The following is a 17,697-nucleotide window of genomic DNA, read 5'->3' as shown; positions in this document are numbered from 1 at the left end:
TTCGGCCATACCTACATCTTCGGCCCGGGTGGTGCCCTCAAAAGCGCCGCCCTTTCCGCATCGTGCGGGTGTCAGATTCAACGCAGGCCGTGGGCCTACGTCGTGAGCGCGTTTCAGGAGCAGTGAATGGCCATCAAGGCAAAGACAGCAGCGATCAAGGACAAAGACAAGGATCAGAAGGCCGCTGACACTCCTGAGAAAGATGGTGCGGACGCTCCGTCGCCGTTGCTCGATCTGTCCGACGCCGCCGTCAAGAAGATGATCAAGCAGGCCAAGAAGCGCGGCTTCGTGACCTTCGATCAGCTCAACGAAGTGCTCCCGTCCGATACCACCTCGCCCGAACAGATCGAAGACATCATGGCGATGCTCTCCGACATGGGCATCAACGTCTCCGAGTCCGACGACGCCGCCGACGAAGACGAGGAGAAGCAGGAAGAGGCCGACGACGAGACCGATAACGAACTCGTCGAGGTCACCTCCAAGGCCGTCACCGAAACCAAGAAGTCCGAGCCGGGCGAGCGCACCGACGATCCCGTGCGCATGTATCTGCGCGAAATGGGCACCGTCGAACTGCTGTCGCGCGAGGGCGAAATCGCCATCGCCAAGCGCATCGAGGCCGGCCGCGAGGCGATGATCGCGGGCCTGTGCGAAAGCCCGCTGACCTTCCAGGCCATCATCATCTGGCGCGACGAACTCAACGAAGGAAAGATCTTCCTTCGCGACATCATCGATCTGGAAGCGACCTACGCCGGTCCCGACGCCAAGAACAACATGAACCCGGCGATGATCGCGGGCCCCACGGGTCCTGACGGTCAGCCGACCAACGCCATCATCAATGCCGACGGCACCGTCCAGGTGATCGCCGCCGCGCAGGCTGCCGCCGCGCCGGCCGCGCCGCCGTCGCCGACGCCGTTCCGTCCCGCGCCCGCGGGCGACGCCGCCGCAAAGGACCCCAGCGAAGCCGCCGCCGAAGCGGACATGGACGAGGACGACGAGTTCGAGAACCAGATGTCGCTCGCGGCCATCGAGGCCGAGCTGAAGCCGAAGGTGGTCGAGACCTTCGACAAGATCGCCTCCGAGTACAAGAAGCTGCGCCGCCTTCAGGAGCAGGACATCCAGAACCAGCTCCAGAACGAGACGCTCTCGCCGGCGCAGGAGCGCAAGTACAAGAAGCTGAAGGACGAAATCGTTGTCGAGGTGAAGTCGCTGCGGCTCAATCAGGCGCGCATCGATTCACTGGTCGAGCAGCTCTACGACATCAACAAGAAGCTGGTGTCGTTCGAGGGCCGTCTGTTCCGTCTCGGCGACAGCCATGGCGTCGGCCGCGAAGACTTCCTGCGCAACTATCAGGGCTCGGAGCTCGATCCCCGCTGGCTCAACCGCGTCTCGAAGCTGGCCGCGAAGGGCTGGAAGAATTTCGTCGCGGTGGAGAAGGACCGCATCAAGGAACTGCGCCAGAGCATTCAGGAACTGGCGGCGCTGACCGGCCTTGAGATCGGCGAATTTCGCAAGATCGTGCTCGGCGTGCAGAAGGGCGAGCGCGAGGCCCGTCAGGCCAAGAAGGAAATGGTTGAGGCCAACCTGCGCCTCGTCATCTCCATCGCCAAGAAATACACCAACCGCGGCCTGCAGTTCCTCGATCTCATTCAGGAAGGCAACATCGGCCTGATGAAGGCGGTCGATAAATTCGAATACCGCCGCGGCTACAAGTTCTCGACCTACGCGACGTGGTGGATCCGTCAGGCCATCACCCGCTCGATCGCCGACCAGGCGCGCACCATCCGCATCCCGGTGCACATGATCGAGACGATCAACAAGATCGTGCGCACCTCGCGCCAGATGCTGAACGAGATCGGCCGCGAGCCGACCCCGGAAGAACTCGCCGAAAAGCTCGGCATGCCGCTGGAGAAGGTGCGCAAGGTTCTCAAGATCGCCAAGGAGCCGCTCTCGCTGGAAACCCCGGTGGGCGACGAGGAAGACTCACACCTCGGCGATTTCATCGAGGACAAGAACGCGGTGCTGCCGATCGACGCGGCGATCCAGTCGAACCTGCGCGAGACCACCACGCGCGTGCTCGCCTCGCTCACCCCGCGCGAGGAGCGCGTGCTGCGCATGCGCTTCGGCATCGGCATGAACACCGACCACACGCTGGAAGAAGTCGGCCAGCAGTTCTCGGTCACCCGCGAACGAATCCGTCAGATCGAGGCGAAGGCGCTGCGCAAGCTGAAGCATCCGAGCCGGTCGCGCAAATTGCGCTCGTTCCTTGATAACTAAGTTCAACAGTCAATATTGACTGTCATTGCCGGGCTTGACCCGGCAATCCATCGAAACAAAACGGCGGGCCGAAAGGTCCGCCGTTTTTGCCGTTCTGCGAAACCATTCGCGCGCCGCGCCGTTGTCACCTTGCAATCCTCACAGCGATGGAGACAGGCATGGCCGGACAACTCGATGGCAAACGCGTTCTCATTCTCTCGACCAACGGTTTCGAGCAATCGGAACTCGAAGTTCCGCGCGACAGGCTGACAGCCGCGGGCGCGCAGGTCGATATCGTCTCGCCGGAAAGCGGCGAGATCAAAGGCTGGGACAAGAAGGACTGGGGCCGCGCGGTCAAGGTGGACAAGCCGCTCTCGGGCGCGAAGGCCGACGATTACGACGCCATCGTGCTGCCCGGCGGGCAGATCAATCCTGATCTGTTGCGCGTCAACAAGGACGCGCTGGCGCTGATCAAGGCGTTTTACGATTCCGGCAAGACGGTCGCCGCCGTGTGCCATGCGCCGTGGCTGCTGATCGAGACCGGCATCGCCAAGGGCCGCAAGATGACGTCCTATAATTCAATCAAGACCGACGTGATCAATGCCGGCGCAAAGTGGGAAGACAGCGAAGTCGTCACCGATCAGGGCGTCATCACCTCGCGCAATCCGGGCGATCTCGAAGCGTTCTCGAAAAAGATCATCGAGGAAATTCGCGAAGGCAAGCACGAGCGCAAGGCGGCCTGACGGCCGCGGGGCCGGAGCGCGTGCCGCGCATGCGCTTCGGCATCGGCATGAACACCGATCCCACGATGATGGAAGTCGGCCAGCGGTTCTGCGCAAGCTACCTAAATAGCTGGGAGTTGCTGAGGCGTTTGTATTTGTCGAAGACGTTCATACAATTGCCTCGCGCGTTCGAGGCGGCCGCTCTCAGCCTTTTCAGGCTTACGTCGTGCAGTCTCTGCCCATGGATCAGGAAATCTCTCGTAAGCCAAGAAGGCAGCGGTCGCAGCTAGTTCAAGTTCCACGGCGTCTGCGTTCACCATTTCCTGTGCCAGCCGAGCCCGGGCAGGATGTGTAAAGGGATCAGGAGGAAGCTGGGTGCGAAAAGTTGAATACTGTCCCCCCCAGTTTGCAACGGACTCGTTCTCGACGATAAGCCGCAATGCAGCAGCATGCTGCGCGGCAGTGGCTAGCTGCTCCGAATACGGGCCGTAATGCTTGTAACGAAATAGGAAGCCCGCTCCGACTCCGGCAGCCTCAAGAAAAAAAGCGATTTTCTGGAGTTTGGTGCGTCCTACAATGTAGCCTCCTGCATCGCGAACGATTGCGGCGGCTTGATGCGCATCTATGCCGGCCATGCTGATATCCCCGCATCCATGATCTCTGTAATCTTCCTTTTCGCTTCGTCGTCTCCATCCGCATGATAAACGCGGAAAGCCTTATACACATTGAGTTTTGCAACGACACTTGATCGCTTTGAAAGGTCGGCCAAATGGTCGCCTTCTGTTCGAATGTTTATTTGATTAAGTGGCCCCTTAGCATTTTCAGTAAGTTCCTTGTATGGAGAGCGCTCAACCTCGTCGATGAGTATACGGGGCGAGGCATCAGGAAATTTAGCCGACCATTCATTGAGGCATTCAACTATCTTATCTCGAATGCCAGCACATACAGTGTCGGCTTCAGAAGATGAAGCAGCTGTATCATTTTTATCATGTGCGATTTTCGCGCGTACGTCGATGCATTTATATAATTTGCGATCTCGCATGCGCTCCGCGAACTTGCTAATCCACTCATCGTCGCAGCCGGCCATCATAGAGAGACCGCCCCATATAACTGTATCGTCAAGCGCAAGAGCGCACTCAATATCATCTGGTGCCTGTGCGAACTTCACGAGAGGATGAGTTTTAGGCAATCCAGTTTTTTGTACGGAACCATCCCTAATGAGTGCAATCGCGCGCGAAAGCAATTCAGTGTAGATTTTCTCAGCTCCTCGAGTGGCTTTATGGAAGTACACGGTCGGATAAAGCTGAAAAAGGCCTAAGACGTATGCCTCTGCAGCGAAAATTGCCTTTCGTCCTAAAACGAAAGTTTGGACGGGTTTAAGCCTCGTTGTATCGACGCTATATTCGACCTCACCTACTTCGAGATTTGCTATGAGCCATTCGAAGTCGATGCCTGCATGCTGAGTCCCTGTCATGAGGCGATCGCGCCGCATGTAGTCGAGCCGATCCGCGTCGAATTGGCTTGAAACAACGGCTGAGTATATCGTAGGCGTACCGCTACCGCTTACCATGTCGGCCACATCATTCGCGAAACCGCTGCCCATCTCGCGCAATTCTTTAGATACCTCGCTGTCGCGGATTAGTATGTCGCTTACAGCTTCGTGGTTCGCCATTTTGAGATTAAAGCGCTCGCCAATCTTCTCAAATGCATGACTGAACGGCCCATGCCCGAGATCATGAACAAGCGCTGCCGCGAGTGCTTGGTCGACTCGAGCGTCTTTTGCAGGTAGATATTTTTCAATCACTTTCATCAGCCGCCTAGCGGTGTGAAATACGCCAGCACTGTGAATCAGGCGTGAGTGCGTGGCGCCAGGATAAACGAAGTCTGAAAACCCAAGCTGTTTGATACGTCGGAGACGTTGAAACGGGCGAGTCTGGATGACGCGCCATAGAACGTTCTCCAATTGCGACCTCTCGACATCAAACTCGATGAGGTCATGCAACGGGTCGCGAATCCGCTGTTGTTTCGGCATTCGATCGAATCACCTTTACCACAGCAGATTTGTAACATAGAACAAAACAAGAACATGTCAATTTCTGTCTTATATCAAAGCGGAGCTTGGTAAATGAAACGTTGCGCATCAACCTAATGCTCTTTTCAGTGGGTATTAAATCCTATATCGTCTTGGGAGACGAGTGATTGGAGATCGTCATCGCTCGCTTGCCCAGATCCAGTTGCCTCCCACCCCAAACCCCGCTAAAACTCACTTTAGAACCATTCTAAATTGAGTTTTGACCATGTTTCAGGGCTTCGCCGCGCGGCGGCAGTTTAGCGATCTGTCCGAGGCCGAAGTGCTGGCGCTCGCCATCTCGTCGGAAGAGGACGATGCGCGCATCTACGCGACCTATGCCGAACAGTTGCGGTCGCAGTATCCGGCGACGGCGGCGATGTTCGACGAGATGGCGGCGGAGGAAGACGGCCATCGCCAGCTGCTGATCGACCGTTTCAAGAAGCGTTTCGGCCAGGTGATTCCGCTGATCCGGCGCGAGCATGTGGCGGGTTACTATTCGCGCCGGCCGATCTGGCTGGTGGAAAATCTTGGCCTCGAGCGCATCCGCGCCGAGGCCGAGCGGATGGAGGACGATGCCGCGAATTTCTACGTCCGCGCGGCGCAGGCCTCGACCGATCCCGACACGCGCAAGCTGCTCGGCGATCTCGCCGCCGCCGAGCGTCAGCACGAACATCGCGCAGAAGAGCTTCAGGTCACGACGCTGACGGGCGGCGCGCGCGACGAGGAGGACCACAAGGCGCGGCGTCAGTTCGTGCTGACATGGGTGCAGCCGGGCCTCGCGGGCCTGATGGACGGTTCGGTGTCGACGCTGGCGCCGATCTTCGCCACGGCCTTTGCGACGCAATCGACATCGACGACATTCACCGTCGGCCTTGCGGCGTCGGTGGGCGCCGGCATCTCGATGGGATTCACCGAAGCCGCGCATGACGATGGCGTCATCTCCGGGCGCGGATCGCCGCTGAAACGGGGCCTCGCGTCGGGGCTGATGACCACGGTGGGCGGTCTCGGCCACGCGCTGCCTTATCTGATCCCGCAGTTCTGGACCGCGACGGCGATCGCCGGAATCGTCGTGTTCTGCGAGCTGTGGGCGATCGCATGGATTCAGAACCGCTATATGGAAACGCCGTTCCTGCGCGCGGCGTTTCAGGTGGTGCTCGGCGGCGCGCTGGTTCTCGCCGCCGGCATTTTCATCGGCAACGCCTAATGGTTTCTAACATTCGCATCCCATTTCAGCAGGCATTCTTGCGAATGTTAGAATCGACGGCCCACTAGCAAATATGACCTGCTAGTGGAGTTCTGGATTTGACATTCGCTTTGCAGGCTTGCTGTTGGCAGCGTAGCGAATGTCAAATCCACTCCACGAGCGGCGTTTACTTCACACCGTCCACGAACCGCTTGAACGCCTCCGCGTAATCGGGGTGCCAGCGCGACAGCGGCGGCCGGTTCTCGGTGATGTCGCCGGCGGCCCAGAGGATGCGCTTTTCGTCGAGCGCGCGCGGCACGTCGTTGTCGGGGCAGAGAATGTAGAAATCGCCGCGCGCGAGACTCTCGATCATGAAGTCCACCGTCTGCTCCGCGGTCCACGCGCCCGCGGGCTTTTCCGTGCGCCCGCGCGAGGTGAGACCGGTGAATACGAAGCCGGGGATCAGCAGGTGCGCGCTGATCCGGCAATCGGGCGTGTTGCGCAGTTCGTGCTGCAATGCCTCGGTGAACGCCTTCACGCCGGCCTTCGCGACGTTGTAGGCCGGATCGCCCGGCGGTGTGGTGATGCCCTGTTTCGATCCGGTGTTGATGATCAGCCCCGGCCGCCTGCGCGCGATCATGCCGGGCGCGAACACCTGCGTGCCGTTGACGATGCCCCACAGGTTCACGCCGAGCACGCGCTGCCACGCATCGAGCGGTCCGAACATCGCGCTGCCCGGCTGGATGCCGGCATTGTTCATCAGCACGTCGGTGCCGCCGAACCGCCCGAGCACGGCGGCTTCAAGTTTTTCGATCTGGTCGCGATGGCTGACGTCGACCGCAAGCGACATGATGTTCTCGCTGCCGCCGGGCGCGACATAGGTCAGCAGCTCGGCCGCGCGCGACAGCCTGTCGGCGTCGTGATCGGCGATGCAGACTTTCAGGCCGAGCCTGGCGAAATGGTTTGCGGCGGCAAGGCCGATGCCGGAGGCGCCGCCGGTGATCACGGCGACGGAATTCGGAGCGAGGGCGGGATGGGACACGTGGCTTCTCCGGGATTTTTCGAGCACGGGCGAGATGAAACGGCGCGGCTTTTAATTTAGATTCGTTTGTGAGCGCGATTGTGTCGCGCGCCGCATATCGGCGCAGCAAATCTGTGTGAAGCGTAGCAGAGCGCGCGCATCTTGGATAATGTCGGATCGTTGTCATCAATGCGGTAGCCCGATGCCTGTCCTGCGCCTGCTTCTGATCTCGCTTCTTGCCCTCATGCCAGTTTCAGCCCGCGCGGCCAGCCAGCCGATCGACACCGCGCCGCGCATTGCGCTGTTCTCCGCCTTCGAGCCGGAATGGAAGGCGCTGCTGGCGATTGTCGAGCAGCCGGTCTCGCACAGGGAAAAGGGCGTCGATTTCGTCACCGGCCGTGTCGAGGGCCACGACGTCGTGCTGGTGCTGTCCGGCGTCTCGATGGTGAACGCGGCGATGACGGCGCAGATGGCGATCGATCGCTTCAATCTGCGCTCCATCCTGTTTTCCGGCATCGCGGGCGGGGTCGATCCCTCGCTCAACATCGGCGACGTGGTGGTCTCCGAGCGCTGGGGCCAGTATCTCGAAACCATTCTCGCGCGTGAGACCCCGCAGGGCTTTCAACTGCCGTCGTGGTCGAAGCAGGAGTTTCCCAATTACGGGATGATCTTCGCGCGCGGCGTGCGGGTGCCGCGCGACGGCGTGGACAAGCCCCAGCGGCAGTTCTGGATTCCGGTGGATGCGAATCTGTTCGAGATCGCGCATACCTCCACATCAGGCGTCGAACTCAAGCGTTGCATCGAGGCGGCGTGTCTGGTGCATCCGCCCAAGGTGGTGGTGGGCGGCAACGGCGTGTCCGGCACCGCCTTCGTCGATAACGCCGCATTCCGGACCTGGGCGTTCGACACCTTCAAGGCGCAGGTGCTGGACATGGAAAGCGCCGCGGTCGCCCATGTGGCGATCACCAACGCGGTGCCGTTCCTCGCGTTCCGCTCGCTGTCGGACCTCGCCGGCGGCGGCGCTGGCGAGAACGAGATGCAGACCTTCGAGAAGCTGGCGTCGGAAAATTCCGTCGCGGTGCTGCGGGCGTTTTTGAAGGGGATGCCGAAGTAAGGGGTGGACGTCCGCCGGTCGTTAAAAAGCAATCAAACTCAGGCGCGGCGGGCCGGGACAAGTCCGGCCATGATGTGTAGACTCGCGGCCATATTGAAACGGAGTTCATGATGTTCAGACTTCGCCTCGCCGTTATTGCCGCCGCGCTCTCCCTCACAGCACCCGCACATGCCGCCCGCTGTGGCGGCGATTTTCAGACCTTCGTCGGGGCGATGTCGCAGGAGGCGGCCGCGGCGGGGATTTCGCAGAGCGTTATTTCTCAGGCGTTCGCGGGCGTGACGCAGGACCCGGCGGTGCTGTCGTTCGATCGCCGCCAGCGCGGGACCTTCAACAAGTCGTTCGAGCAATATGTTTCGACCCGTGTGGGACCGGGGCGAATCAACACCGGCAAGGCGATGCTGCAGCGTCATGCCGCGCTGCTGTCGCGCATTCAGCAGCGTTTCGGCGTGCCGCCGGAGATTGTGGTCGCGATCTGGGGCCTAGAATCGGATTTCGGCAAGGGCGACATCGGCAAGATGCCGGTGATCCGCACGCTCACCACCATGGCGCATGATTGCCGCCGCACCGAACTGTTTCAGGGCGAACTGCTGGCGGCGCTGAAGATCGTCCAGCGCGGCGATCTGCCGCTGCGTGATCTGATCGGCGCCTATGCCGGCGAGCTCGGCCAGACCCAGTTCCTGCCGTCGTCCTATATCAAGTACGGCGTCGACTTCGACGGCAACGGCCATGTCGATCTGCGTCACAGCATTCCGGACGTTCTGGCCTCGACGGCGAACCTGCTCAAGACCGCGGGCTTCCGCGGCGGCGCCGACTATCACGAAGGCTCCGCGAATTTCGAGGCGATGCGCGAGTGGAACAGGGCGACGATCTATCGCAAGACCATCGCCTATTTCGCCGACCGCCTCGCGGGGCGGTGACCGCTGCTGTCTAGAACCCGCAGGATGTGCTGACTTTCAGCGTGAACTGGTCGATCTCGAACGCATGCTCGAGATCCTGCCCGAACAGGCCGAGCCACTTGTCCTGCGCGCGATAGGCAAGTTGTTCGCGCGCCGCCGGGCACTCGTATTTCATGCCGCCGATATTCTGAAGGTGATGCACCATTTCGTGCACCAGCACCGACAGATCCGCGGCCGTGCTGCCGGTCCATGACAAGGGGAGATAGATGGTGCGGCTGCTGTCGTCATAGATGGCGACGGTGTCGCGCGGATCTGACACAGGCGGCATGGCATCGATGTCGTGGCTCCGCTCCACGCGGAAGGCCTGATAGCGGATGGCCATGATCCTGGCCTGGGAGACGAGTTCGACTTTCGGCGGCTCGTTCAGGGGCGGGAGGTTGAAGTTGGCGGAAAGCCAGAGCGCGATGGCGGTCAACAGGGCTGTCATATCCGTGGCTCCTGTCAGGGGTAGCGACGGGCGCAGACTATGTCCTGTTTCGGTGCTTCTCTGTGGCACGCTTCACGCGCGCACGTCATCCTTACGGGGGACCTGCAGTTCCGGATGCGGTAGCTCCAAAAGAAAAAGAGCAGCACGAATGCTGCCCTTCCTGTTCGGTCCGCGGCGCTCACATCGTCTTGGCGTAGGCGACAAGCTGATCGAGCGCCGTGCCCCAGCCCGAGTGGAAGCCCATCTCCTCGTGGGTCTTGCGGCCGGCTTCATCCTTGTGAATCGCACAGGCGATATATTTGGAGCCGCCCTTGGCCGGCTCCATCAGGACGACGCCGGTGAAAAATCCGTCGTCGCGCGGGCGGAAGCCCGGCAGCAGCGCGTCGGTGAAGACCAGCTTGCGGTGATGCACGACCTCGAGACAGCAGCCGATGTTGTTCATGTCCTGCCCTTCGGGTGAACGCATCACGGTGCGGAAAATGCCGCCGGGGCGCAGGTCGATTTCGCAGTCCACCGTCTTCCACGGGGCGGGCGTGAACCACTGCATCAGGTGCTTGGGTTCGGTCCATGCTTTCCAGACCAGTTCGACGGGCACATCGATGTTGCGTTCGAGGATCAGGTCGAGCTTGGGGTCGATAGGGTACGCTGTCACTTTCGGTTCTCCGTGGCGTTGAGGTGTCTCAGGTAGTCATCGAGCTGGTCGAGCCTTTTGGTCCAGAGCGTGCGCTGCGCGCCGAGCCAGTCCTGCGCCTCTTCGAGCGGTTTTGGCTTGAGCTGGCAGGTCCGTACCCGGCCGACTTTTTTCGATCTCACGAGGCCGCATTCTTCCAGCACCTTGAGATGCTGGAGAAATGTCGGCAGCGCCATGCTGAACGGCTGCGCGAGATCGCTGACGGTGGCAGGGCCGGATGTCAGTTTTGCCAGCACCGCGCGCCGGGTCGGATCGGCGAGCGCGTGAAACGTGTCGTTGAGGCGATCTTGTTGGTTAGTCATATTGCTAACTATAGGGATGTGAAAAGTTAGGTCAATGCCTAAGTGTTGCGGCGCGTGGTCGCAGCCGGAGGCGTGCAGCGTTCGAGGAAATCCGTTGGAAAGAAGGACGGCGCGAGGGCCGCCCTTGCGCTGTCAGTTCGAGGGCGGCGGTGCGACCACCAGCGCCACGATCCGCCGCACCAGCGGCAGCACCGCGAGCAGGGTCGGGAATGCCACCACCCATGAGATCGCCCATGCTGCGGGCCAGGTGGCGAGGAATTCCTGTGTGAAGCCGAGACTCTTTAGCGTCGAAATGGCAGAGACGACGAAGGTCATCAGCACCGACAGCACCAGCGGCATGACGATGGATGCATAGCGCGCGGGCAATTTGCCGCGGCGTTGCGGTCGGGAAAGCGTTTTCATCAGATCACTCTTTGGAAGCGGCCGGCCGATCGCGGAACACGGCGATGACGGTAAGACAGGCGTCCTGCGGGTCATGGCATCCCTCCGGGCCGGTCGGCCTCAGTTGAATGCGTTGCCTGACGTGAGACGCTTACGGCGCGATGAGCACGCGGCTGTCTTATCGGGATCGGTTGGAGGGTTCAAGTGCCGCCGGGGGGCGGGAAATCTCTGGAAGAGAGAGGTGCCGGGCGCCGATGCGCGGGCCTTGGGTCTGGCGGATGAGTTGACAAGCCGCCTGAACCGGCAGCTCGGGCGAAGCGACTCCGCCCGAGCCACTTCAAATTAATAAAACTACTTCTTCTTGGCCTTCTTGGCCTTCTTCACTGTCTTCTTCGCTGCCTTCTTCGCCTTCTTGGCTTTCTTCGCCATGGCATCCTCATGGGTTCGAGTTGACGTCAACGTCACGAGGCATGCTCGGCGATAGGCCAGTGCGCAGCCTCAATTCCGATCCGAACCGATTCGCTGAAATTTGTCGCCTGTTTTTCAACAATGTGCCGACTTGGTGACATCGCCCGCGCTTTTTCCTGTGGATGACAGTCCGGCGTGCAGGGTTAACAACAAGCAAAGCCTTTCGTTTTGCTTTCGCGATTGCCTGTGCGTGTGCCTGATCGGCTTTCGTTTGGGCGCGCGTCCTCGTTCTTCATCAATTCACAACCACGGCGCGGTTTTACCCGATCAGGTCAGACTCCGTTAAGGCCGCCCCTGCAAGGATGCATCCGGCTTCGGGGGAGGCGGATCCTGCACTTGCGGGATTGAGGAGCAGGTTCATGCATCGGGCGGCTATCGATCAGAGAGACAGGGCACAAGACGCGGGTCACCGCGCACCCTGGGCCTGCTCATGCTGAGCGTCCCGACACTCTGGATCGTTTTCATCGTCAACTTCGTCGCCATCGGGACGGTGTGGGTCTACGTCGTCCGCAGCTATCCCAATCTCGAGGCCGCGCGGTTCTGGACCGGCGGCGCGCTGGTCGCCGCGCTCGGCGCCGCCGTGGCAATGACCCGCAGCTTCATCGATCCGGAAGCCAAGACGCTGCTTCTCATTCCGCTGCTGGCCGGCGGCTCGATCCTGATTCTGGCGATCTGTCTGGCCTCTATGGGCATCCGGCGCTTCTACGGCGTTCCGGTGTCGTGGCGTTTCACGTTTGCAATGGTCGGGATCAATTTCTTCGGCCTGGCGTACTTCATCTGGCAGGACAACATGGCGATGCGCATCGTGATCTACTCGGCCTGTCAGGCCGTGCCGATCGCGACAACGCTGCCGCTGTTGTTGTCCCGCAAGAACGGCACCATTCATCCCGGCGCACGGATGTCCGGCTACATCGCGATCCTGATGATCGGGGTGTATGTCGCGCGCTCCATCGCGGCGCTGCTGCATGTCGGCGGTCCCATCTCGCTGATCGACTTCAACCAGTTTCAGGCGGTGCTGATCCTGGGGCTGGTGTTCCTCTCGATGATGTGGAATTTCGGCTTCCTGCTGATGGCGATCGACCGGCTGCGCGCCGAAGTCGCGGATCTGGCGCTGTTCGACGATCTCACCGGCGCCGCCAACCGCCGCCAGCTGCTGGCGCGGCTCGACGAGGAATGCGCACGCTCCGGCCGCAGCGGCGAGGTGTTCGCGCTGCTGATGATCGATCTCGACGGCTTCAAGGACATCAACGACGGCCATGGCCATGCCGCCGGCGACGAATGCCTGCGGCTGTTCACCCGCGCCGCATGCAGCCGGCTGCGCACCGGCGATCTGCTGGCCCGGATGGGCGGCGACGAATTCTGCGTGGTGCTGCCTGCAACCACGCTGCGCGAGGGGGCGATGGTCGCCCGCCATGTGCTGGAAGCCTGCCAGGGCGAGACGGTGCAGTGGAACGGCGCGCCGCTGGCGCTGTCCGCGTCGATCGGCGTCGCGCAGTGGCGGCCCGAGATCGGATTGCAGGCCGAACGTCTCCTGGCCGCAGCCGACCGGGCGCTCTATACCGCCAAGAAGGACGGCAAGAACGGCTATGCGGTGTTCGACGCAACGCCGCTCGAGGCCGAGCCTGCACTGCGCAAGTCGGCCTGATCCGCTCCCAGCCTCTCAAGCATCGTTGATGCCTCACGCGGCATCTTTTCCGGCGCGCCTCGTCGCAAGCTGTTAGGCTGATCGCGTCGCCCGCGAAGTGGATCGCCCCTTTGCGGCCGGACGGCAACAGGAGGGACGCGATGGCCAAAGGCAAGGACAAGGGCAACAAGGAAAAGAAAAAGCCGAAGGCGGACAAGAACACGCCGAAGGGCGCCGGCTCGAGTTATCAGCAGAGCAAGGGCGGCAAGAAGTAGCGCATGACCGGGCGCATGACTGTTGAGACAAGCGGGCAGCATTGATCGCGCCGGGCCGGAAGGTCCGGCGTTTTTCTAGACGGCAACTCTGCCGGACAGCCACTCAGTTCAGAGAGGAATGTCATGACGCTGCCGGGATTTTTCGACGGGACCGGAATGCCGGATCCGGGCTGGTGGGAGGCGCTGTGGCCGGACCCTGCCCGCGTGCTCGAACGGGTGGGACTTCGGCCCGGAATGGATGTCATCGACCTCTGCTCGGGCGACGGCTGGTTCACCCTGAAAATCGCGCAGCTCGCGCGCCACGTCACCTCGATCGATCTCGATCAGCAACTCCTGGATACGGCGCGCGTGCGCCTCAAAGAGAGCGGTGCGGCGAATTGCAGCTTCCTTGCCGGCGATGCCTACGACATCGCGGCACTGGTCCCGTCGAAGGCCGACTTCGTCTTTCTCGCCAACGCGTTTCACGGCGTGCCGGACCCGACGCGGCTGGCCCGCGCCGTCCGTGACACGCTTGCGCCGGGCGGCCAGTTTGCCATTGTGAACTGGCACGCGCGGCCGCGCGAGGAGACGACCGTTCTGGGTGAGCCGCGCGGACCGGCAACCGAACTCAGGCTGACGCCGCAGCAGACCATTCAGTCCGTCGAAGCCGCCGGGCTGAAACTCGTGAAGATGGTCGAACTGCCGTCCTATCACTATGGCGCCGTGTTCGCGTGAAGCGGCGTTATCAATCGAACCAGTCGGCGCGGTCGCCCGAAAACTTCCCGGGTCCGTTGGTCACCGCCTTGAACATCTCGCAGAGTTCGTACTCCAGAAATTCGTTGGCGAGGATCAGCGCGCGGATCGTTGAGCGCATGTCGCCGCCGCAGGCCGCGATGGCTTGATCGGCGGCAGCATCCAGCCGCTCGGATTCCGGCAGCGGGCCGGAGGCGAGTCTGTCCAACATGACGATGGTCCGTATTGATGAGTGGCGCGCATGTTCTCTTTTTGTTCTCGCGCCGTCAAGCAAACAATTTGCTGATCCAACACTTGTGTCGCGGCACAATGAACGCGTGATCACCTGCATCGGCGCGCGCGAGACGTCCGCGAAAATGCCCGCGCAAAAAAGCCCGGAGCAAGCTCCGGGCTTTTCGCATTCATGCGTTCGCCGTTACCAGGGATTGTACGGATTCATGTCCACCGGATTCGGATCGTTGCGGTGGTTATGCTGATAGGCGCGGGCGCGGTAATAGCCCGGTCCGTAAACCGGCTCGGCGTAAACAGGCCCGCCATACGCATATCCCGGTTCGCTGTAATAGACCGGTCCGCCGCCGTAATAAGCGGGACCGCCATAGTAGTTGTACGAGTTGGCGGCTGCGGCGCCGGCCACAAGCGCACCGGCGGCAATGCCGAGACCGATTGCGGCGGCGTTACGTCCGCCGCGGGCTTCGGCGGCGGGAGCGGACATCACGGCGACGGTGGCGACCGTGGCCAGTGCAACTGCAATCTTTTTCATGATCTCAATCCTTTCGTGACCACGCCATCAACCGGCCAGCCTTGGGAAAGTTCCATGCGCGGCGGCGGCAAGATGCCGGAAACAAGATGAACGGCGGTGGAACGAAATCCGCGCAGGCGGGCGCGGAGGTTAGTCGCAAATTCTTCGCGGGTGCCTGAAAGGAAAAAGCCCGGAGGTTCGCTCCGGGCTCTTTCATCAGTAGTAGTGATAGTATCTGGGCCGGTAATAGCGCGGCCCGTAATAGTAACGCGGCCCGCCGTAATAGACATAAGGCCCCGGTCCATAGACATAACGCGGGCCGTAATAGCCGTAGCCCGGTCCGTAGCCATAAGGTCCGTACGCGCCATAGGCGGCTCCGGCTGCGAGTGCACCGGCGGCAATGCCGAACCCGATGCCCGGTCCCCAGCCCCAGCCTCCGCCGCGATAGTAGCGGGCTTCGGCGGGAGCGGCGGCCAGCGTGGCACCCAGAGTGGCGACGGTCGCAAGAATGACTGCTGCTTTTCTCATGGTTCCGATCCCTTGTTGTCGCAGGTAGGTCAACGCGCGCGCCGGTAATTTGGTTGCCGGAAAAATGCGTGCTCGCGCGGAACAAAACCGCCGCCACTGTTTTGTCTTTTTTTACGGGGCAACCAAGGGCTCGCTCAATGAAGCTCATCGAGAAGATCGCGGAAGACCGCCCGCTGCGCTATGCGTTCGCCGGGCTGGCGGTTCTGCTCATGTTCGGCATGGTGATGAACTAGCGCGCGGCTTCCGCGTTAATGGTCGTCGGGATGCCGCCGGGACCACGTCTGCGCGGCGCGTCGAAGGAGCGAACCATGTCCTATGCGCTGTTTGTGGAAGACGTTCAGGTCAGCCGCGCGCTGCCGACCAGGAACGATGTCTGGCACTATGCCGACGTTGCCGGCCTCGTGGTCGATGCGCTGATTGAGGACGAGACCGGCACGCCCGAACGCGTGCTCGAGCAGGGCTACAGCATCCGTCAGGCCGAGCCGGATCAGGCCGAGAAGGAAGAAGCCACGCCGCTGCCGGGGCTGAAAAAGCCGAAACGCGTGGCTTGAAAAAGCGCGTGGCTTGAAATCCGCGTGGCTTGGAGCGCCTATCGGGGCCGGCGCCGGTTCGCGCACATTCACGAATTCCATGCCCCCAATCCCATGTCTTTAATTTCTTGTCTTTCCGCATGCCGTGATGATCGGCGCATGGCGATCCGTGGCGCGGGTGTGTAGGCTGCCCGGGTTTGAAATTCCGGGGCGGGCACCCATGATCCTTTTGACATGACGTTTCTGATCGTCGCTCTGTGGAGCATCATCGGCATGGCCGCCGGATCGGTGATCTTCGGCGAACTCGGCCCGCTGTTCGGCTTCCGCCATATGGAAGGCTCATCCGCCATCTTCGGCGTGTTTGTGGGCGCGCCGCTCGGGCTGATTGGCGGCGGGTTGTTCGGCTATCGGGTGTCGAAGGGCTACGGCGAGGACATCGCAAAGCGCAAACGTTTCTTTCTCATTACGCTCGGCGGCATCGCGGCGCTGATCGCGGGCGGTGTCATCTTCGAGATGATCCGCACCAGCGACTATATCGACACCAGCAACCAGAGCGCGATGTGGCTCAATGCGCAGATTCGCCTGCCGCCGGGCGTCGCCGCGCCGGATAAGAGCAAAAAGATCGTGATGGAGCTGCGCAGCGACAAGGAAACGCGCAAGTCGTCGCCCTACAGCGAGCCGGACTGGAAGCTCACGGACGGCCGCATGCAGGCCTATTCGAGCGTCGAGATTTATCGCGCCACCGACAACCGCACGCTGGCGGTGACCATCGGCGACGGCCCGACGTATCTGTTCAAGCTGAAAGTCCCCGCGCGCCCGAAGATCTATTCATACGAAGGCGACTGGCAGAAGCCCGATGCTGTCGAAGGCGCGGCCAGCGGCGCAGGCGAGGGGATGGAGATCAAGGTGGCGATGTAAGGGGCGATGCGGCAGTCACGACGCAGAGTCGCTCATCGCGAGTGGCCGGCCTGCGGGCTTCGAAGACGACACGGCGCTCGCAGGCATGTCGGGCAGAAACTCAAACCCCATCTGTCCGCCCTGACTCCAGATCAATCGCGACCGCCGCCGGACCGTTCCGTTCGGTGTCAGAACCAGAAAGCAGTTTTTTGAGTCGATCCGCGGATCAAGGGCCCCCGAGATAGACACCCTTGCGCCCGTAGCTGAGATATCCAGAACGAGGCAGGCCGTGGAGCGCGTGCCGTCGCTTGCAACGATCCGCGACTTGAAGGCGTGGCGAAACGTCACCCGGGGCTTTGCTCTCTGTTCCTTGCTCATCGTGTCCACCACATCATCTGTTCGGGTGTCAGCCGCGACGACAGATGCAGCGCGATGAATCGCGCAAGCACGACCTTGCACCAGAAGGCGCGATGTTCATCCAACGCGCGATCCGGCATGTCCGCGGAAATGCCGGTGTATGCCGGTTCGATATCGTCCAGAGCCTCGCGCAGGGTGTTGCTGGCCCGGGTCATGGCGACCGTAAGCCGCCGGTCGAGCGACTCGATCCGGTGAAGCGGGTCGTCGGCGTGAAGCGAGCTGCGATGGGCGGGTGTTTCCGGGAGATGTGTTGTCAATGCGGGGCTTCTTCGGGCTGGCGGAGCAACAGGTGCGATTTGTTCGAGCGATTGGCGAATGCTAACTTGGCCTATGTTTTAGGCGTGATTCGCGAATGGTGCTTTAATC

At 61.4% G+C, this 17,697-nt stretch carries 21 protein-coding genes and 1 pseudogene; 10 read left to right on the top strand and 12 right to left on the bottom strand.

Annotated features, from left to right (window positions below; genetic code table 11):
* Positions 1–126: 126 nt before the first annotated feature.
* The 3 genes and pseudogenes from rpoD to AC1Q67_RS07245 all read left to right on the top strand — a co-directional run.
* Positions 127–2,274 carry an RNA polymerase sigma factor RpoD gene (rpoD, locus tag AC1Q67_RS07255; protein ID WP_492234655.1) on the top strand — a complete coding sequence of 716 codons (2,148 nt, stop codon included), beginning with the start codon at positions 127–129 and terminating at the stop codon, positions 2,272–2,274.
* Positions 2,275–2,432: 158 nt separating this feature from the next.
* Positions 2,433–2,996, top strand: a complete 564-nt coding sequence (locus tag AC1Q67_RS07250; protein WP_492234656.1) for a type 1 glutamine amidotransferase domain-containing protein — start codon at positions 2,433–2,435, stop codon at positions 2,994–2,996.
* Positions 2,997–3,010: 14 nt separating this feature from the next.
* Positions 3,011–3,085 (top strand): annotated as a pseudogene (locus tag AC1Q67_RS07245) (RNA polymerase sigma factor RpoD); the annotation flags it as partial.
* A gap of 12 nt (positions 3,086–3,097) precedes the next feature.
* On the opposite strand, the gene AC1Q67_RS07240 reads toward AC1Q67_RS07245, so the two are convergent.
* Positions 3,098–3,610 (bottom strand): hypothetical protein, encoded by a 513-nt coding sequence (locus AC1Q67_RS07240; protein WP_492234657.1) that lies wholly within the window; start codon positions 3,608–3,610, stop codon positions 3,098–3,100.
* Complete coding sequence (locus tag AC1Q67_RS07235; protein ID WP_492234659.1) at positions 3,598–5,007, bottom strand: HD domain-containing protein; 1,410 nt, start codon at positions 5,005–5,007, stop codon at positions 3,598–3,600. The genes AC1Q67_RS07240 and AC1Q67_RS07235 overlap by 13 nt, the downstream gene beginning before the upstream one ends.
* A gap of 265 nt (positions 5,008–5,272) precedes the next feature.
* On the opposite strand from AC1Q67_RS07235, the gene mbfA reads away from it, so the two are divergent.
* Entirely contained in the window at positions 5,273–6,250 is a 978-nt protein-coding gene (mbfA, locus tag AC1Q67_RS07230; RefSeq protein WP_024574359.1) for an iron exporter MbfA, read from the top strand.
* A 166-nt stretch (positions 6,251–6,416) separates the two neighbouring features.
* Here mbfA and AC1Q67_RS07225 read toward each other — a convergent pair whose 3' ends face one another.
* Positions 6,417–7,271: an SDR family NAD(P)-dependent oxidoreductase gene (locus tag AC1Q67_RS07225; protein WP_492234660.1), complete on the bottom strand. Its 855-nt coding sequence runs from the start codon at positions 7,269–7,271 to the stop codon at positions 6,417–6,419.
* Between the two features lie 181 nt (positions 7,272–7,452).
* On the opposite strand from AC1Q67_RS07225, the gene AC1Q67_RS07220 reads away from it, so the two are divergent.
* Both AC1Q67_RS07220 and AC1Q67_RS07215 read left to right on the top strand, forming a co-directional pair.
* Positions 7,453–8,364: a 5'-methylthioadenosine/S-adenosylhomocysteine nucleosidase gene (locus AC1Q67_RS07220; protein ID WP_492234662.1), complete on the top strand. Its 912-nt coding sequence runs from the start codon at positions 7,453–7,455 to the stop codon at positions 8,362–8,364.
* Between the two features lie 110 nt (positions 8,365–8,474).
* Entirely contained in the window at positions 8,475–9,281 is an 807-nt protein-coding gene (locus AC1Q67_RS07215) for a lytic murein transglycosylase (RefSeq protein ID WP_492234663.1), read from the top strand.
* A 10-nt stretch (positions 9,282–9,291) separates the two neighbouring features.
* Here AC1Q67_RS07215 and AC1Q67_RS07210 read toward each other — a convergent pair whose 3' ends face one another.
* The 4 genes from AC1Q67_RS07210 to AC1Q67_RS07195 form a co-directional block, all read right to left on the bottom strand.
* The gene (locus tag AC1Q67_RS07210; RefSeq protein WP_492234664.1) at positions 9,292–9,747 is read right to left on the bottom strand and encodes a DUF6647 family protein; all 456 of its coding nucleotides are present in this window, start codon (positions 9,745–9,747) and stop codon (positions 9,292–9,294) included.
* A gap of 178 nt (positions 9,748–9,925) precedes the next feature.
* The gene (locus AC1Q67_RS07205; protein WP_024574364.1) at positions 9,926–10,399 is read right to left on the bottom strand and encodes an SRPBCC family protein; all 474 of its coding nucleotides are present in this window, start codon (positions 10,397–10,399) and stop codon (positions 9,926–9,928) included.
* Positions 10,396–10,740 (bottom strand): ArsR/SmtB family transcription factor, encoded by a 345-nt coding sequence (locus tag AC1Q67_RS07200; RefSeq protein WP_492234665.1) that lies wholly within the window; start codon positions 10,738–10,740, stop codon positions 10,396–10,398. The genes AC1Q67_RS07205 and AC1Q67_RS07200 overlap by 4 nt, the downstream gene beginning before the upstream one ends.
* A 132-nt stretch (positions 10,741–10,872) precedes the next feature.
* Positions 10,873–11,142, bottom strand: a complete 270-nt coding sequence (locus AC1Q67_RS07195) for a DUF2798 domain-containing protein (protein WP_024574366.1) — start codon at positions 11,140–11,142, stop codon at positions 10,873–10,875.
* Positions 11,143–12,019: 877 nt separating this feature from the next.
* Between AC1Q67_RS07195 and AC1Q67_RS07190 the strand changes: the two genes are divergently transcribed.
* Complete coding sequence (locus AC1Q67_RS07190) at positions 12,020–13,234, top strand: GGDEF domain-containing protein (RefSeq protein ID WP_492234666.1); 1,215 nt, start codon at positions 12,020–12,022, stop codon at positions 13,232–13,234.
* A 377-nt stretch (positions 13,235–13,611) separates the two neighbouring features.
* The gene (locus tag AC1Q67_RS07185; protein ID WP_492234667.1) at positions 13,612–14,202 is read left to right on the top strand and encodes a class I SAM-dependent methyltransferase; all 591 of its coding nucleotides are present in this window, start codon (positions 13,612–13,614) and stop codon (positions 14,200–14,202) included.
* 10 nt (positions 14,203–14,212) lie between these two features.
* Here AC1Q67_RS07185 and AC1Q67_RS07180 read toward each other — a convergent pair whose 3' ends face one another.
* From AC1Q67_RS07180 to AC1Q67_RS07170, 3 genes are all read right to left on the bottom strand, one after another.
* Positions 14,213–14,431, bottom strand: a complete 219-nt coding sequence (locus AC1Q67_RS07180) for a hypothetical protein (protein ID WP_024574369.1) — start codon at positions 14,429–14,431, stop codon at positions 14,213–14,215.
* 204 nt (positions 14,432–14,635) lie between these two features.
* Complete coding sequence (locus AC1Q67_RS07175) at positions 14,636–14,980, bottom strand: hypothetical protein (protein ID WP_492234668.1); 345 nt, start codon at positions 14,978–14,980, stop codon at positions 14,636–14,638.
* Between the two features lie 195 nt (positions 14,981–15,175).
* A complete protein-coding gene (locus tag AC1Q67_RS07170; protein WP_492234669.1) occupies positions 15,176–15,487 on the bottom strand; it encodes a hypothetical protein in 312 nt (103 codons plus the stop codon).
* 308 nt (positions 15,488–15,795) lie between these two features.
* On the opposite strand from AC1Q67_RS07170, the gene AC1Q67_RS07165 reads away from it, so the two are divergent.
* Both AC1Q67_RS07165 and AC1Q67_RS07160 read left to right on the top strand, forming a co-directional pair.
* Positions 15,796–16,038: a hypothetical protein gene (locus tag AC1Q67_RS07165; protein ID WP_492234670.1), complete on the top strand. Its 243-nt coding sequence runs from the start codon at positions 15,796–15,798 to the stop codon at positions 16,036–16,038.
* 213 nt (positions 16,039–16,251) lie between these two features.
* The gene (locus AC1Q67_RS07160) at positions 16,252–16,935 is read left to right on the top strand and encodes a hypothetical protein (RefSeq protein ID WP_492234671.1); all 684 of its coding nucleotides are present in this window, start codon (positions 16,252–16,254) and stop codon (positions 16,933–16,935) included.
* A 15-nt stretch (positions 16,936–16,950) separates the two neighbouring features.
* Here AC1Q67_RS07160 and AC1Q67_RS07155 read toward each other — a convergent pair whose 3' ends face one another.
* Positions 16,951–17,292 carry a PilZ domain-containing protein gene (locus tag AC1Q67_RS07155; RefSeq protein ID WP_492234672.1) on the bottom strand — a complete coding sequence of 114 codons (342 nt, stop codon included), beginning with the start codon at positions 17,290–17,292 and terminating at the stop codon, positions 16,951–16,953.
* Positions 17,289–17,588 carry a hypothetical protein gene (locus AC1Q67_RS07150; RefSeq protein ID WP_492234673.1) on the bottom strand — a complete coding sequence of 100 codons (300 nt, stop codon included), beginning with the start codon at positions 17,586–17,588 and terminating at the stop codon, positions 17,289–17,291. The genes AC1Q67_RS07155 and AC1Q67_RS07150 overlap by 4 nt, the downstream gene beginning before the upstream one ends.
* Between the last annotated feature and the right edge of the window lie 109 nt (positions 17,589–17,697).

The organism is Afipia sp. GW823-FHT06G09 (assembly GCF_058794875.1).
Note: the sequence above shows the minus strand (reverse complement) of the source record. Positions and strands in the feature narration are given on the sequence as shown.